The 14219-nt window shown below is 73.4% G+C and carries 18 protein-coding genes; 10 read left to right on the forward strand and 8 right to left on the reverse strand.

Annotated features, from left to right (window positions below; translation table 11 throughout):
* Window positions 1-14: 14 nt before the first annotated feature.
* The 3 genes from LTT61_RS05605 to LTT61_RS05615 all read right to left on the reverse strand — a co-directional run bounded on the left by LTT61_RS05605 (window position 15) and on the right by LTT61_RS05615 (window position 2680).
* Entirely contained in the window at window positions 15-419 is a 405-nt protein-coding gene (locus LTT61_RS05605; protein WP_233018862.1) for an ATP-binding protein, read from the reverse strand.
* A 72-nt stretch (window positions 420-491) separates the two neighbouring features.
* Window positions 492-935, reverse strand: coding sequence for a response regulator (locus LTT61_RS05610; protein WP_233018863.1), 444 nt, complete (start codon window positions 933-935; stop codon window positions 492-494).
* Entirely contained in the window at window positions 932-2680 is a 1749-nt protein-coding gene (locus LTT61_RS05615; RefSeq protein ID WP_233018864.1) for a PP2C family protein-serine/threonine phosphatase, read from the reverse strand. The genes LTT61_RS05610 and LTT61_RS05615 overlap by 4 nt, the downstream gene beginning before the upstream one ends.
* 106 nt (window positions 2681-2786) lie before the next feature.
* Here LTT61_RS05615 and LTT61_RS05620 point away from each other — a divergent pair, with 106 nt between their 5' ends.
* The 3 genes from LTT61_RS05620 to LTT61_RS05630 all read left to right on the forward strand — a co-directional run bounded on the left by LTT61_RS05620 (window position 2787) and on the right by LTT61_RS05630 (window position 6529).
* On the forward strand, window positions 2787-5108 hold the full coding sequence (locus tag LTT61_RS05620) for an ATP-binding protein (RefSeq protein WP_233018865.1): 2322 nt from the start codon (window positions 2787-2789) through the stop codon (window positions 5106-5108).
* A gap of 202 nt (window positions 5109-5310) precedes the next feature.
* Window positions 5311-5640, forward strand: a complete 330-nt coding sequence (locus LTT61_RS05625) for an anti-sigma factor antagonist (protein ID WP_233018866.1) — start codon at window positions 5311-5313, stop codon at window positions 5638-5640.
* Between the two features lie 52 nt (window positions 5641-5692).
* Window positions 5693-6529, forward strand: a complete 837-nt coding sequence (locus LTT61_RS05630) for a crotonase/enoyl-CoA hydratase family protein (protein WP_233018867.1) — start codon at window positions 5693-5695, stop codon at window positions 6527-6529.
* 109 nt (window positions 6530-6638) lie between these two features.
* Here LTT61_RS05630 and LTT61_RS05635 read toward each other — a convergent pair whose 3' ends face one another.
* A complete protein-coding gene (locus tag LTT61_RS05635; RefSeq protein ID WP_233018868.1) occupies window positions 6639-7238 on the reverse strand; it encodes an NADPH-dependent F420 reductase in 600 nt (199 codons plus the stop codon).
* A gap of 65 nt (window positions 7239-7303) precedes the next feature.
* Here LTT61_RS05635 and LTT61_RS05640 point away from each other — a divergent pair, with 65 nt between their 5' ends.
* Window positions 7304-7678, forward strand: coding sequence for a winged helix-turn-helix transcriptional regulator (locus tag LTT61_RS05640; RefSeq protein ID WP_233018869.1), 375 nt, complete (start codon window positions 7304-7306; stop codon window positions 7676-7678).
* On the opposite strand, the gene LTT61_RS05645 is transcribed toward LTT61_RS05640, so the two are convergent.
* Together LTT61_RS05645 and LTT61_RS05650 are read right to left on the reverse strand one after the other, a co-directional pair.
* Complete coding sequence (locus LTT61_RS05645; RefSeq protein ID WP_233018870.1) at window positions 7666-7995, reverse strand: hypothetical protein; 330 nt, start codon at window positions 7993-7995, stop codon at window positions 7666-7668. The genes LTT61_RS05640 and LTT61_RS05645 overlap by 13 nt on opposite strands.
* Before the next feature lie 175 nt (window positions 7996-8170).
* Window positions 8171-9352, reverse strand: coding sequence for an FAD-dependent monooxygenase (locus LTT61_RS05650; RefSeq protein WP_233018871.1), 1182 nt, complete (start codon window positions 9350-9352; stop codon window positions 8171-8173).
* 101 nt (window positions 9353-9453) lie between these two features.
* Here LTT61_RS05650 and LTT61_RS32610 point away from each other — a divergent pair, with 101 nt between their 5' ends.
* Window positions 9454-10035: a TetR family transcriptional regulator gene (locus LTT61_RS32610; protein WP_269821852.1), complete on the forward strand. Its 582-nt coding sequence runs from the start codon at window positions 9454-9456 to the stop codon at window positions 10033-10035.
* On the opposite strand, the gene LTT61_RS05660 is transcribed toward LTT61_RS32610, so the two are convergent.
* Window positions 10019-10342 carry a DMT family transporter gene (locus tag LTT61_RS05660; RefSeq protein ID WP_233018872.1) on the reverse strand — a complete coding sequence of 108 codons (324 nt, stop codon included), beginning with the start codon at window positions 10340-10342 and terminating at the stop codon, window positions 10019-10021. The two genes, LTT61_RS32610 and LTT61_RS05660, sit on opposite strands and share 17 nt — an antisense overlap.
* 119 nt (window positions 10343-10461) lie before the next feature.
* On the opposite strand from LTT61_RS05660, the gene LTT61_RS05665 reads away from it, so the two are divergent.
* A complete protein-coding gene (locus LTT61_RS05665) occupies window positions 10462-11058 on the forward strand; it encodes a TetR/AcrR family transcriptional regulator (protein WP_233018873.1) in 597 nt (198 codons plus the stop codon).
* On the opposite strand, the gene LTT61_RS05670 is transcribed toward LTT61_RS05665, so the two are convergent.
* A complete protein-coding gene (locus LTT61_RS05670; protein ID WP_233018874.1) occupies window positions 11048-11551 on the reverse strand; it encodes a hypothetical protein in 504 nt (167 codons plus the stop codon). The genes LTT61_RS05665 and LTT61_RS05670 overlap by 11 nt on opposite strands.
* 302 nt (window positions 11552-11853) lie before the next feature.
* Here LTT61_RS05670 and LTT61_RS05675 point away from each other — a divergent pair, with 302 nt between their 5' ends.
* The 4 genes from LTT61_RS05675 to LTT61_RS05690 are packed head-to-tail and all read left to right on the forward strand — an operon-like array spanning window position 11854 to window position 14171.
* Window positions 11854-12420 (forward strand): alternate-type signal peptide domain-containing protein, encoded by a 567-nt coding sequence (locus tag LTT61_RS05675; protein ID WP_233018875.1) that lies wholly within the window; start codon window positions 11854-11856, stop codon window positions 12418-12420.
* Window positions 12421-12430: 10 nt separating this feature from the next.
* Window positions 12431-12985, forward strand: coding sequence for a hypothetical protein (locus tag LTT61_RS05680; RefSeq protein ID WP_233018876.1), 555 nt, complete (start codon window positions 12431-12433; stop codon window positions 12983-12985).
* Complete coding sequence (locus tag LTT61_RS05685) at window positions 12982-13563, forward strand: signal peptidase I (protein WP_233018877.1); 582 nt, start codon at window positions 12982-12984, stop codon at window positions 13561-13563. The genes LTT61_RS05680 and LTT61_RS05685 overlap by 4 nt, the downstream gene beginning before the upstream one ends.
* Entirely contained in the window at window positions 13560-14171 is a 612-nt protein-coding gene (locus LTT61_RS05690) for a TasA family protein (protein WP_233018878.1), read from the forward strand. Before LTT61_RS05685 ends, LTT61_RS05690 begins: the two co-directional genes overlap by 4 nt.
* Window positions 14172-14219: the final 48 nt, after the last annotated feature.

The following is a 14219-nucleotide window of genomic DNA, read 5'->3' on the forward strand; positions in this document are numbered from 1 at the left end:
GGTGCCGGTGCGGCTCAGGAGGGCAGCGGGGCGCTCAGCTCGACGACGGTCCCGGCGTCGCCGACGATCACCCTGGTATCCGGCACGAGCGCCCGGATCAGCATGAGGCCGCGGCCGCGGTGCGAATCGGCGTCCTCCTCGGCCGGGAGCCAGGTGCCGCCGTCGGTGATGGTGACGCAGACCCTGCTGCCGTCGACCTCCGCGCGCAGCGTGATCACCCTGCCGTCCTCGCGGTGGCCGTGCTCGACCGAGTTCGTACACGCCTCACTGGCGGCGAGCAGCAGGTCGTAGGCCCGGTCCGGGTCGGCGGTGTGCTCCGCGAGCCAGTCGCGCAGCGCGTGTCTGACATCGGCCAGTTCGGCGGCGCGCGCGGGGAACTCGATCTCCAACGCTCGCGGGGAGCGATCCGATATGTCCATCTCTCCTCTTCACGTCGAAACCGGCATTCCTGGGCCTACCCGTCTTTCCGGGATGCACACCTGAGTCTCGGCTCACCCCGGTGCCAGCGGCCCTTCCGGCTTCTCGTGGTCTCGATCCTGCTCCAGCCAGTAGTCGACCGCACCCTGGAGCACGGTCCGGAACAGGGTGAAATCCACCGGCTTGTAGATATAACTGTCCGCACCAGCGGCGTAACACCTGTCGATGTCGCCGGAGGCCGTCGACGAGGTGAAGACCACCACCGTGAGCTCCGCGGCGGCGGGCTCGGCCCGGAGCAGAGACAGCACGGTGTAGCCGTCGGTGCCCGGCATGTTCAGGTCAAGCAGGACCAGCGCGGGGCGCGGCCTCCCGGTGTCGCGCAGCCGGGCAGGCCCGTCCGCGCCGTCGGCGACGAACTCGACGAGCAGGTCCGGGTGCGAGGCGCGCAGCGCGCGCTCGATCGCCTCCCGGTCGTCGGCGGAGTCCTCGATGACGAGGACGAGGCGTTGCCCGGTCACGACGCCGCCCCCCGGTGCCGGATGGCGAGCACGGCGGCGTCGTCGCCGACCCGGTAGCGGTCGGCGCCTGCCGCGAGCGTCTCGGCGAGCTCGGCGGCGGGGAGCTCGCGCAGCCCGGCCAGCGTCGCGGGCAGCTCGTCCTCGAAGAACCGGCCGTCCGCGTCCCGCGCCTCGGTGAGGCCGTCGGTGTAGAGCAGGATCAGGTCGCCGGGGCGCAGCACGCCGTCGTAGGGCTTCAGCCCCAGCTCCGGGCGCACGCCGACGAGCAGCCCGGAGCAGTCCGGCTGCTCCACCTCGCCGTTGCGGCGCAGGATCAGCGGCGCCGGGTGCCCGCCGGAGAGCACCCGGATCGGCACCCCCTCCGGGCCGCCCGCGGCGAGGTCGAGCGTGACCGCGGTCAGGGTCAGGAAGCGGCCGACGCCGGTGCGCAGCATCTTGGTGTTCAGGATGTCGAAGGCGCGCTCCGGGCTGTGCCCCTCGGCCAGGATGGTCTCCAGCGTGTGCCTGGCCAGCCCGGTCAGCGCGGCCGCGGGCGCGCCGCGGCCGCAGACATCGCCCATCAGCGCGGTGAGCGTGTGCTCCGGCTCGTGCACCAGGCCGTAGAAATCGCCGCCGACGTCGAGGCTGTGGTCGGCGACCCGGTAGGCGGTCGCCATCTCCAGCCCCGGCACCTCGGGCAGCGCGGCCGGGAGCAGGTGCTGCTGCAGCGACATGACGTCGGCGCGCTGCTGCGCGTACAGCGCGGCGTTGTCGATCGCCAGCGCCGCCCGCCCGGCCAGGTTGCGCAGGAAGGCGTGCGTCGGCCTGCGCGCCGAGCCGTGCCGGTGGAACAGCGTCAGCAGCCCGACGTCGCGCCCGCGCGCCCGCAGCACCGAGATGGTGGCGGTGTCCAGGTTGGCGTCGGGCGGGAGCCCGGCGGGCAGCGGGCCGTCCTCCCAGCCGGAGCGGTCCGCGCGCCGCACCACCGGCGCGCCCGCCCAGCGGCCGGCGCGCAGGTGCTCGCCGAGGCTGCGCTCCCGGCGCGCGTCCAGGTGGGCCACCGCGACCAGCTCCATCTGCCCGCCGCGGGCGATGTGCACGGCGGCGCCGTCGGCCAGGCCGGGCACGGTCATCCTGACCACCGCGCGCAGCGTCTCCTCGATCTCCAGCGAGGAGCCCATCCGCAGCGATGCCTCGGCCAGGATGGCATCGGCGAGGCCGCGGTCGGCGAGCGCCCGCTGCTCGGTGACCTGCCGGTCGATGGCGATCATGATGTCGCGCGCCTGCCGCAGGGCGGTCACGGTATCCGGCGGCACCGGGGGCGCGGCGACGGTGGCCAGCGCGACGAGCCCGCACGGCCCCGCCACCGGGCGGTACGGCGCCACCAGCAGCGCGGCCACGCCGAGCGCGGTCAGCCTGGCCGCGAGCTCGGGTGATCGGGGTTCCAGTTCGGCCGGTTCGACCTCGACCAGGGTGGCCTCGGCCGAGCCGTCGGCGCGGTCGGGGTACCACTCCGCGGCGCGCGCGGCCAGCTCGGCGGCGAGCGGCGCGGGGACGAAGGCGGTGCCGTCGCGGTCGGCCCAGCGCGCGGCGACCGCGGCGTCGGTGGCCGCCACGCCGACGGCGAAGGTCGCCGCCACGCCCGGCAGCGAGAGCAGCCCGCCGACCAGCTCGTCCGGCAGGTCGGCGATGCTGCGGGCGTCGAAGGCCGAGCGCCAGGAGGCGTGCAGCAGCGTCGCCCACGGGGTGCGCGGAGTCGTCGGCATGCGTTGCTCGTCCTCCCGCTCTCCGGCGGACCCCGATCGGTCCGACCCCTACTGTAAGGTTCCGCCACGTTTGCTCCACCCGGCGACCCATACGGAAGGAGCTGCGATGACGTCGCTCTCCGACGACGACGCGCTGTTCCGGCTCGACGACCGCGACCTGGCGGCCGAGCAGGCGGTGGGGACCGCGTTCGACCTGTCGCGGTGCGTCAACGAGCCGATCCACCTGCTCGGCGGCATCCAGTCCTACGGCACCCTGCTCGCCATCGATGCCGCCGACGTGATCGCGGTCGCCGGCTCGAACAGCGAGCGGGTGCTCGGCCGCTCGGCCGCCGCCCTGGTCGGCACCCCGGTGGCCGAGCTGATCGGCCCCGACGGGCTGGCCGCCGTGCACGAGACGCTGCGCGCCCCCACCGGCGACCGCGGGCTGCTCGGGCTGCACATCCCGCCCGGCGGCCCCGAGTTCGACGCCACCGTCTACCGCTCGGACGGCGTGCTCGTCATCGAGCTGGAGCCCGCCGCCGCCGAGCGGCCCTTCCAGTTCGCCCGCTTCTACCCCCGGTTGCGCAGCACGCTGACCCGGCTGCAGAACGAGCGGACGGTGCTCGCCGCCTGCGCCGCCGCGGTCACCGAGATCCGCGCGCTCACCGGCTACGACCGGGTGGTCGCCTACCGCTTCGAGGGGCGCGAGGGCCCCGGCGAGGTGATCGCGGAGTCGGTCGCCGACGGCCTCGACCCCTGGCAGGGGCTCTGGTTCCCGGCCACCGACATCCCGCCGCAGGCGCGCAGGCTCTACGAGCGCAACTGGATCCGGGTCATCCAGGACGTGGACGACGACACCGCGGTCCTGGTGCCGCCGCTGCTCTCCGACACCGGCGCCGCGCTCGACCTCTCCGACTCCACACTGCGCACGGTCTCCGGCTTCCACCTGGAGTACCTGCGCAATATCGCGGTGCGGTCGTCCATGTCGGTGTCGCTGCTGCGCGACGGCGAGCTGTGGGGGCTGATCGCCTGCCACGGCGTCGAGCCGCGCACACTGAGCCCCGAGGTCCGCACCTCCTGCGAGTTCTTCGGGGTCATGCTCTCGCTGCAGCTCGCCGCGCTGCAGGACGCCGAGACCGCGCGGGCCAGGCAGACCGCGCGCAAGGCACTGGCCCAGCTGGTCACCGCGCTCGACACCGACATCGGGCAGTCCGTGCTCGACAACGGCGCGCTGCTGGCCCAGCTGGTGCCCGCCGACGCCGTCGTGCTGCGCGCCGCCGACGTGCGCACCGGCGAGGTCACCCGCACCCTCGCGCACGGCGACCCGGCCGAATTCGACGCGGCCGCGCTGGAGACGCTGTGGGGGCGGCTGCCCGCGATCGAGCCGGGGCAGGTCTGGAGCAGCGGCTGCCTCGGCGACCACGACCCCGCGCTCACCGCGCTCTCCCCCGCGCTCAGCGGCGCGCTCGTCCTCGCGCTGGACGGCGCGGGCACCGGCATCGCCTGGCTGCGCCGGGAGCGGAGGGCGTCGCGCACCTGGGCCACCGACCCGGCGCAGCCGGTGCGGCTCGGCCCGCGCGGCGAGCGGCTCACCCCGCGCGGCTCCTCGGCGGTGTACCGGGCGGTGGTGCGCGGCTGCTCGGTGCCGTGGACCGCGCCGGACGAGGCCGTCGTGCAGGAGTTCGGCCACGCCATCACCACCGTCGTGCTCAGGCACACCGCCCGGCTCGCCGCGCTGAACACCGAACTGCGCAGGGCCAACCACGATCTGGACACCTTCGCGCACGCCGCCGCGCACGAGCTCAAGGAGCCGCTGCGCGGAATCTCCAACTCCGCCACCTTCATCGGCGAGGACGCGGGCGAGAGCCTCGACCCGACCACCGTGCGCAGGCTCGGCACCATCCGCACGCTCGCGCTCCGGATGGACGAGCTGATCAACTCGCTGCTGCACTTCGCCCAGCTCGGCCAGGGCGAGCTGCGCCGGGAGCCGGTCGAGCTGCGCGCCGCCACCGAGCGCGCGCTGCAGATCGCGGGCGCCAGGCTGGAGGAGCAGCGGGTCGCGATCACGCTGCCCGAGCCGGGGGTGACGGTTCCGGCCGACCCGGACCGGTTGCAGGAGATCCTGATCAACCTGCTGGTCAATGCCGCCAAGTACGCCGCCGACGAGCCGCCGCGCACGGTCGAGGTCGGGGTGCGCGGCGGCGGCCCGGTCCCGGTGTACTTCGTGCGGGACAACGGGATCGGCATACCGGAGGCCGACCAGAAGGAGGTGCTCCGGCTCTTCCGCAGGCTGCACCCGAGGGAGTCGCGCGGCGGCGGCCACGGCGCCGGGCTGGCCATCGTGGATCGGATCGTGGAGCGGCACGGGGGCAGGCTGTGGCTGGAATCCGCGCCGGGGGCGGGCACCACGGTCTACTTCACCCTCGAGGCCGAGCCCGGCGCCGGGTGACCTTCCTGCGGTATGTTTTCCCGGCGACGCCCCCCGGCGGAACGGCCGGGGAAGCGGTTTCCCATGGGATACGCTGAATACGCGGTTGAGCTCACAGCCGCAGCGAACTCTTCCCCGCGATTTCCCGCGGCGGGATCCCGCGTGGCACCGGCCACCGCCGGATCCGACCACGCCCGGCCGTCGCCGTCGAGAGAGGTTCACCGTGCGCTTCACAGATCAGCCCCGCGATTTCCACGTCGAGGTCAGGTCGGTCGATGCCGCTGTCGTGGTGACCGCCCACGGCGAGGTCGACATCATCACCGCACCCCGGTTGCAGCAGGCCCTGGCCGAGGCGGGCTCCGGCGTCGTCATCGCCGACCTGACCGCCGTCCCGTTCTTCGACTCCGCCGGGCTCAACGCGCTCATCCAGGCGTCGGACGGCGCCGAGCTGCGGATCGCCGCCTCCAGGGCGGTGCACCGGCCGATGGAGGCCACCGGCCTGGTCAAGGTGATCCCGACCTTCGACAGCCTGGACGCCGCGCTGGCCGGCTGAGCCCGGTCCGCGGGCAGCCGGACCGGACATGCTGTCGTGGCATGCTGTCCGAATGCCCGACATTCGCCTCGAGATCACCGACGACATCGCCACCATCACGCTGCACCGCCCGGACAAACTGAACGCCTTCACCACGGCGATGGAGAACGAGCTGATCGAGGCCTTCGATCGCACCGACACCGACGACGCCGTGCGCGCGGTCGTGCTCACCGGCTCCGGCCGCGCCTTCTGCGCGGGTGCCGATCTCTCGGCCGGCGCCGACACCTTCGTCGCCCCCGACGACTGGCGCGACGGCGGCGGCCGGGTGGTGCTGCGGATGTTCGAGTCGCGCAAGCCGATCATCGCCGCGATCAACGGCCCCGCGGTCGGCGTCGGCATCACCATGACGCTCGCCGCCGACTTCCGGCTGGCCGCCGAGAACGCCCGCATCGGCTTCGTCTTCAACCGGCGCGGCATCGTGCCGGAGTCCGGCTCCAGCTGGTTCCTGCCCCGGCTGGTGCCGCTGCAGACCGCGCTGGACTGGGTCTACTCCGGCCGCCTCGTCGAGGCCGCCGAGGCGCACGAGGCCGGGCTGCTCTACCGGCTCTACCCCGTCGAGCGGCTGCTGGACGAGGCGTACGCGCTGGCCCGCTCGGTGACCGAGCACTCCGCGCCGGTCTCGGTCGCGCTCTCCAGGCAGATGCTGCTGCGCGGGCTCGGCGTCGAGCACCCGATGATCGCGCACCGGGTGGAGACCCGCGGCATCCTGGCCCGCGGCGCGAGCGCCGACGCCCGCGAGGGCGTCTCCGCGTTCCTGGAGAAGCGCCCCGCGCGCTTCCCGGACCGCCCGAGCACCGACATCCCGGACATCTTCGGCACCGACATGCCGGTTCCGCCGTTCCATCCGTAGCGGAATGCGCACGGGGAGTGCGGGGTCAACCACCGTCGACCGGGTGCAGGCCGGGAACCTGGCCCGCGACCCGCGGGTGACGCCGGCGAAGGTGACCGGCCGGCTCTGATCACCGGCCGGGGACCGCCGCGCGCGGGTCGTGGCCGCCGAAGGCGAGCCCGATCACGAAGCCGGCCACCTCCTCGAGCTGCCTGGCCCGGTCCAGGCCGCCGAGCACCGCCGGGGTGGCCCCGGCCGCACGCACCAGCGTCTCGGCGGTGCGCAGCGCGGCCGGGTCGTCGCCGCACAGCGCCACGGTGGCGCGCACCGGTTCGGTGCCCGCCCAGGTATCCGCCGGAAACAGGTGGAATGCCTTGACCACGTGCGCGTGCGGCGCGGCGGCGGCGATCAGCCCAGCTGCCGCGGTGCCCGGCGGGAGCGTCGGGACGCCGATGCCGTGGGTCACCGGGTTGGTCGGGTCGAGCACGGTGACGCCTGCGGGCAGCAGCGCCGCGACCCGCGCCGCCACGGCCGACGGCACGGCGAGCAGCACCGCCTCCGCACCCGCCACCACCTCGGCCGGAGTGCCCGACCGCGCGCCGATCGCCTCGGCGCTCACGGTGGCCCGCCCCGGATCCCGCCCGCCGAGCCGCACGGTGTGCCCCGCGCGCACCCACCGATGTCCGAGCGCCGCGGCCATGACGCCGCTTCCCACGATTCCGATCTGCATGGCCGCCGACGGTAGCCGCCCCGATACGCACCACCGGGTGCGTATCGGGGCGGCATGATCGGGGGATGGACGAAGCCGGGCGCGGCCGGGTGGCGGACTGCCGGGTGCGGGCCGCCACCGATCTGCTGGCGCACACCTGGGACCCGGTGGTGCTCGCCGCGCTGCAGCCAGGCCCGCGGCGCCGGAGCGCGCTGCGCGGCGGCATCGGCGGGATCAGCGACAAGGCGCTCACCGCCGCGCTCGCCCGGCTGCACCGGCGTGGCCTGATCGAGCGCCGTCGCTACGCCGAGGCGCCGCCCCGGGTCGATTACGCGCTCACCGCGCTCGGCCGCGGACTGGTCGACGGACCGCTGCGCGCGCTCGCCGCCTGGGCGCACGAGCACGGCGATGCCCTGCTCGCCGCCGATGCCCTGCTCGCCGCCGAGGCTCAGGAGGCGTAGCCGCGCAGGATCACGCCGCGCAGCGCGGCCCGGTAGTCGTCGGTCTCCTCGGCGGCGGCCGAGCGCCGGGCGCCCGGCCAGCGGTGCAGCGCGTCGTCGATGCCCTCGTTCACCGCGTCCAGCACGCGCGGGGCCGGAATGCCCTGCTTGGCGCAGGTGCGCACCGCGCGCTCCAGCCGCTCCAGCGTCGGCATCCCCGATCTCTCCGCGACCTCGAGCAGCGTCAGGACGACGTGGAAGGCCGCGTGCGTCGCCGCGCGGGTGTCGCGCTCTCCGGTACTCCTTCGGTTCTCCACGTCGCTTCCTTCCTCGCCCACCGTCTCGTTCTCCTCGACCGTGCGGCGACAGACGGTATCGGAGTGCGCCGGGGTCCGCGGGCGAGCCGGGACGGTCCCGTGCAATCCAGTTCCTACGCCCACGTATCTTGTGATCGGCCACAGTAGGCGTGAGGGCGAGTTGCAGCAAATTCCCGAACCGAGGGGCCGGGCCGGATCAGTAGACCGGGACCGCGGCCTCGTCCGCTTCGGCGAACATCCGGCGCATGAGGGGGCGGGCCGCCCTGGAGGTCATTACCCCGGCGAGGGCACGGGCCAGCCGGACGGTCGCCTTCGAGCCGGGCACCATGGCCCTGATGCCGCCGCCGGGCACCTGCTTGGCCCGCTCCAGATACGGCGCGAGCACCCGCTCGGCACGGGCCAGCGCGCCGGGGATGTCGCCGGGCGCGGCGGTGAGTTCGCCGCAGAGCACGTAGGCGCCGATGATGGCCATCGCGGTACCCATCCCGGTCAGCGGCGAGCCGCAGTACCCGGCGTCGCCGAGCAGCGTCACCCGCCCGGCCGAGAGCGACGGCATGTCGACCCGCACCAGCTCGTCGAAGTAGAAGTCCGGCGTCTCCGGCAGCGCGGCCAGGATCTCCGGCGCGTGCCCGCCGACCCCGGTCAGCCGCTGCCGCACCAGCTCCCGCTGTGCCGCGAGGTCGCCGCGCAGCGCCGGATCGGCGGGGGCGCGCAGCATGACGATCGCCTTGGCGGTGGCCGGGTCGGCGTCCGGGCGGATCCCGACCGCGACCCCGACCGCCGGGTGCAGGCTGAACCAGCCCGGCTCGGCGTCGGCCGGGGTGGGGACGGTGAAGAAGGACATGGCGCCGCCGAGGTGCGTGGCGAACCGCTCCTCCGGCCCGAAGGCGAGCGCCCTGGTGCCGGAGTGCAGCCCGTCCGCGGCGACCACCAGGTCGTACCGCCCGCGCAGCCCCGAGGCGAAGGTGACGTCGACGCCGGAGCCGTCGTCGTGCAGCGCGGTGATCGACTCGCCGTAGCGGTACTCGGCGCCGTCGCCGAGCGCGGTGAGCAGCACGTCGTTGAGGTCGCCCCTGGTGATCTCCAGGTCGGCCACCGGCCCCGCGCCGTCGAACATCTCGGCAGGCATCCTCGCGTAGACCCGGCGCTGCGCGTCCACGTACGCCATGCCGCGCTCGTGCAGCCTGCGCTCCTCGACGGCGGGGAGCAGCCCCATCCGCTCCACCACCGCGCGGCTCTGCCCGCGCAGGTCCACCGCCTGCCCACCGGGCCGCGGCGCCGCCGCGCGCTCCACCACCGTCGGGCGAATTCCCTTCGCCGTCAACCCGAGCGCGAGCGCGTTCCCCGCGATACCGCCACCGCTGATCAGAACCTGCATGACCGACCTCTCCCTGAAACGAACGTCTGAGACATATGTATAAGCGGTGTTTGCACAAATGTCTAGAACAAACGTCTAAGACGCTGGTGTACGGTCTGTTCATGGGTAATCGGGAAGATCTGCTGGCCGGCGCGCGGCAGGTGATCGTGGAGCGCGGCGTCGCCAAGGCCACCGCGCGGGAGATCGCGGCCGCCGCCGGGGTCAGCCTCGCGGCCATCGGCTACCACTTCGGCTCCAAGGAGCAGCTGATCACCGCGGCGCTCAGCGATACACTCGGCACCGCCATCGGCGACGCCATGGAGGACCGGATCCGCGAGGGCAGCGGCCGGACTCCGCTGGCCGGCTTCGCCGCCGTCTGGAACGCCATGCCCGCCGCCTTCGCCGCGAACCGCGACGCCATGCTCGCCAGCATGGAGAACCTGGTCCGGGTGGCCCGCTCCCCCGAGGCGGAGCAGCACTTCCGGGAGATGCTCGACGGCGGCTTCGGCGACCTCGCCGACGCGCTGCGCGACGCCCACCCCGAGTTCACCGACGAGCAGGTCCAGGCCGTGGCGGAGCTGCACTTCGTGTTCGCCCAGGGCCTCGGGCTGCTGTACACCATCGCCCCGGACGCCCCGCTCCCCGACGGCGACCGGCTGGCCGTCGCCATCGCGGCGCTCGCCGGGATCAGCCGGGGTTCGTGATCCGCGCCAGCACGATCCCGCCGACGATCAGCGCGAGCGCGAGCACCCGGCCCACCGTGAGCGGGTCGCGGTGCAGCACGACGCCGAGCGCGATGGCGCCGACGGCGCCGATGCCGGTGAAGACGGCGTACGCGGTGCCGACCGGCAGCGTGCGCATGGCGAGCGAGAGCAGGTAGACGGCGCTCGCCGCGAGCACGAAGCACAGCAGGGTCGGCAGGAGGCGGGTGAAGTTCCTGGTCGGCTCGATGCTCTGCGACCAGGCCACCTCGACGAGTCCGGCGAGCCCCAGAAACAACCACCCCGTCATGCCACCGACCGCCGCTCACATAGTTTGATGCGCATATCCAGGTATGGACATCTTTGCCGCCTGGAACGCCATCAGCTTAGGACGAAGCGGACAGATTGTCCACTTGCTAGGCTGAGTTCATGGACCCCCGCGAGAATCTGCTGGCCGACCGGGCCGCCCCGGTGGCCGAACGCGCCGACGCCGCGCGCAACCGGGCGCGCGTCCTCACCGCCGCCGGGCAGCTCTTCACCACCCGCGACCCGCGCACCGTCACCATGGACGACATCGCCAGGGCGGCGGGCGTCGGCCGCGGCACCCTCTACCGCCGCTACCCGGACATCGCCGCCATCGCCACCGCGCTGCTCGACGAGCACGAGCGCGACCTCCAGGAGAAACTGCTCCGCGGCGCTCCCCCGCTCGGGCCGGGCGCCCCGCCCACCGAGCGCCTCGCCGCCTTCTACGCCGCCATGGTCGAGCTGCTCGAGCACCACGCCGACCTGGTGCTCGGCACCGAGAGCGGCGGCGCCCGGTTCGACACCGGCGCCTACGGCTTCTGGTCGGCGCACGTGCGCGCGCTCCTCGCCGAGGCGGGCGTTCGCGAACCGGAGGCGCTGGTCGACGTGCTGCTCGCGCCGCTCGCCGCCGAGGTCTACCGCTACCAGCGGGCCCGCGGTATGTCACCGGAGGCCATCGTCGCAGCGCTCACCACCCTGGCCCGCGCGGCGATCAGCGACTGACCGGGCCATCGGACGACGCTGCCGGAGCGGGGGCGAACGCCCGGCGGCGCAGTGGATGCGTCTCCCAGCCGCCGCCGACATGGTCGGTGACCGCGTCGGTGAGCGCCTCGGCGCCGCGCGGTGCGCGGGCGGGCGCCCAGCTGCCCCGGTCGGGGGCGCCGAGCGCGATGGCGGCGTCGGCGCGCAGCGCCGGCCAACCGGCCCGGCCGCGCGCGATGTGGTCCAGCGAGGCGATGCGGCGGGCCAGGTTGTAGGGGTGGTCGCGCTGCGGTGAGGCGGCGGCGACGAGCCCGAGACCGGTTGCCCGCCGGACGAAGACGGTGCCGGTGAGCACGGGGCCGAGCGCGGGGCCGGTACCTGTCGCGCGGTCGGCGCCGAGCAGGACGTAGCCGACCCCGGCGGCGTCCAGCCGCTCGGGCAGCCGGTCGAAACCGGAGCCGACGGTGGTGGCCAGATCGGCATCCGGAATCTCCACTCCGACGACGAGCGCCATGCCCCGACGTCCTCCGTGTGACGGAAATATCTCGAAACGCACGCTACGAGCGCGGGTTCCGATACTGAATCCTTTTTCTCACCGCGATCGGAAGAGATGCCGCCGAATTGTGGTTAGCGGTCTTTTTTTCTGCCGGGAAACTCGATGCGTGTTCGGTGCGATCCCCGTAGGGCTTGAACTGCACATTCAGTCCTCTTTACGGTGCCGGGCGGAACGATTAGCCATAAGTTTGCTTCTCCCAATTCCCGGGCATTGTCGAAGGGCAAGTGTTCAGGCCGACAGCAACGTGAGGATGAGGACGAATGGACAAGAGAGGAAAGGCGGCACTCGCCGCCGGAGCTGCCGCGATCCTATTGCTCGGCGGCGCCGGTAGTCTGGCCTTCTGGCAGGACAGCACGCAGTCCGGCGGCGGCACCATCACCGCGGGCGAGCTGGCGCTCAGCCCCTGCGTCCCGGTCGGTACCACCGGCTGGGAGGACATCACCGGCGGCACCGCCGAGCCGATCGATGTCGCCAGCTTCCGGATCGTGCCCGGCGACACCCTGCGCTACACCTGCACGACCACGGTCAGCGCGGACGGTGACAACCTGACGGCAACGCTCGCCGCGGACACCTCGCAGATGTTCGGGGCCGGTAGCGATCCCGCGCTGCGGGCGCGGCTGATCGACACCTCGCTCACCGCGACGAGCAGCAGCGGAGCGGTGCTGCCGAACGCGCAGATCACCGAGGCGAACGACGGCCAGACCGTCACCGTCGCGGCTCGGCTCACCTTCGATCCGACCACGCCGAACCAGGAGGCGCAGAACGCGAGCGTCACCCTGAACAACGTGGCGATCACGCTGACGCAGAACACGAATCCCGCGCCCTAGCAGGGCTCCGATGCGACGGCTGCGATGGTGGGCGATCGCCGGTGCGGCGCTGGTGCTGCTGGCCTTCGGGGTGGCCGAGCAGTCCGGCGCCTACTGGCGCGGCGAAACGCGGATCGGCGGCGACATCATCCGCTCCGGCACGCTCGCACTGCGCGTCGGCGGCGCGTCCAATCAGGTGAGCAACTATGTCTTCGATGCCTTCGGCGGCGCCAATCTGGCTCCGGCGGCGGTCGTGCAGAAGCCGCTCACCGTGCGCAATTCGGGTGACGTGACCATGTTCTACCGGCTGCAGAACGTGCGGCAGAGCTCGGCGGCGCTGCCGCTCACGCTGCAGATCTGGCTGATGGGCGCGGAATCCGGCTGCCCGGCGTCGGCGACGCCCGGCGGGACCGCGCTCTACAGCGGGCCGATGGCCGGTGCCCAGGTGCCCGGCGCACCGGCCTGGGCGCCTGCGCTCACGCCGGGCGCGAGCGCCGTGTGGTGCCTGCGCGCCACCGTCGGCGCGGCCGCCGCCCCGAACACCTCGACGACCGTGACCTTCGACTTCCTGGCGAGTTCATCGTGAACGCACACCGCGGTACGGCGCCCGAGGCGCCCGCAGAGGAATCCACCGGCGCGGGCTGGTGGCTGAAGTCGGTGCTGACCTGGGTGCTGCTCTTCGTCCTCGTCGCCCTGCTGGTGGTGACCATCGTGCTGCCGCTCGTGGTCGGCGGGCACCGCTACACCATCCTGACCGGGTCCATGGTGCCGACCTACCCGCCGGGGACGCTGGTGGTGGTGCGGCCGGAGGACCCGATCGACCTCGCGGTCGGCACCCCGATCACCTACCAGCTCCGGTCCGGGCAGCCGGAGGTGGTGACGCACCGGATCGTGCAGGTCCGGCGCAATGCCGACGGCCGGATCGGCTTCATCACCCGGGGCGACGCCAACCCGGTCGACGACGAGCAGATCGTGAATCCGGAGCAGATCCGCGGTGCCGTCTGGTACTCGATCCCGTACCTCGGCTATGTCAACAACTGGTTCTCCGGGCCGAAGCGGACCTACACCATCGCCGCGCTCATCGTGCTGCTCGGCGGGTACGCGCTGTTCGCGCTCGCGACCGATACCAGGGACCGGGTGCGGGCCAGGCGGGAGGGGCGGTGAAGTACCCGATCGCGCTCGGGAACCTGTGGGCGAGTGCGCGGCTGCGCGCGCTGCTGACGCTCGGCATCGTGCTCGGGCTCGGCACCGCGGGCACGCTCGCCGCCTGGAGCGACTCGGCCACCGCCACCTCGGGCACCTTCAGCATCGGCACCCTCGACCTGCGCGTCGACGACACCAAGGAACTCGCGCTGCCCGCGCTCGCGCTCACCGGCATGCTGCCGGGCGAGAGCGTCGCCGCCCAGCTCACCGCCCAGAACAAGGGGACGATCCCGTTGACCTACACCATGGCCGCGAGCACTCCGGCGGGCAGCGCCGCGCTCGCCGGGTATCTGCAGATCTCGATCCACCCCGGTGGTGCGGCGAGCAATGCCACCGCGAACGGGATGCGCACCGGAACCTGTAGCGGGACCCGGCTCGCCCAGGGCACGCTGACCGCGGGTGGCTCGACGCCGTTGGTCACGACGGCGCGGCCGATCGCCGCGAGCACCGGGACCGACCCGCTCTGCGTGGTCGCGCAGTTGACGACCGCGGCGCCGGTCGCCGTGCAGAACCAGAGTGTCGCCTCGGTGCGCTTCGCGTTCACCGCGACCGCGGTGGGGCAGTCGTGAGCGGGGTGCCGCCGTGGCAGCGGAACCGGGGTTTCCCCGGTGCGCCCG

Origin of the sequence: Nocardia asteroides (assembly GCF_021183625.1) — a bacterium.
Classification (GTDB): Bacteria; Actinomycetota; Actinomycetes; order Mycobacteriales; family Mycobacteriaceae; genus Nocardia; species Nocardia asteroides_A.

Excerpts from the sequence above, each read along its gene's own strand:
- LTT61_RS05605 (WP_233018862.1), bottom strand. The coding sequence starts at position 419 with ATGGACATATCGGATCGCTCCCCGCGAGCGTTGGAGATCGAGTTCCCC.
- LTT61_RS05615 (WP_233018864.1), bottom strand. The coding sequence starts at position 2,680 with ATGCCGACGACTCCGCGCACCCCGTGGGCGACGCTGCTGCACGCCTCC.
- LTT61_RS05620 (WP_233018865.1), top strand. The coding sequence starts at position 2,787 with ATGACGTCGCTCTCCGACGACGACGCGCTGTTCCGGCTCGACGACCGC.
- LTT61_RS05630 (WP_233018867.1), top strand. The coding sequence starts at position 5,693 with ATGCCCGACATTCGCCTCGAGATCACCGACGACATCGCCACCATCACG.
- LTT61_RS05635 (WP_233018868.1), bottom strand. The coding sequence starts at position 7,238 with ATGCAGATCGGAATCGTGGGAAGCGGCGTCATGGCCGCGGCGCTCGGA.
- LTT61_RS05640 (WP_233018869.1), top strand. The coding sequence starts at position 7,304 with ATGGACGAAGCCGGGCGCGGCCGGGTGGCGGACTGCCGGGTGCGGGCC.
- LTT61_RS05650 (WP_233018871.1), bottom strand. The coding sequence starts at position 9,352 with ATGCAGGTTCTGATCAGCGGTGGCGGTATCGCGGGGAACGCGCTCGCG.
- LTT61_RS32610 (WP_269821852.1), top strand. The coding sequence starts at position 9,454 with ATGGGTAATCGGGAAGATCTGCTGGCCGGCGCGCGGCAGGTGATCGTG.
- LTT61_RS05660 (WP_233018872.1), bottom strand. The coding sequence starts at position 10,342 with ATGACGGGGTGGTTGTTTCTGGGGCTCGCCGGACTCGTCGAGGTGGCC.
- LTT61_RS05665 (WP_233018873.1), top strand. The coding sequence starts at position 10,462 with ATGGACCCCCGCGAGAATCTGCTGGCCGACCGGGCCGCCCCGGTGGCC.
- LTT61_RS05670 (WP_233018874.1), bottom strand. The coding sequence starts at position 11,551 with ATGGCGCTCGTCGTCGGAGTGGAGATTCCGGATGCCGATCTGGCCACC.
- LTT61_RS05675 (WP_233018875.1), top strand. The coding sequence starts at position 11,854 with ATGGACAAGAGAGGAAAGGCGGCACTCGCCGCCGGAGCTGCCGCGATC.
- LTT61_RS05680 (WP_233018876.1), top strand. The coding sequence starts at position 12,431 with ATGCGACGGCTGCGATGGTGGGCGATCGCCGGTGCGGCGCTGGTGCTG.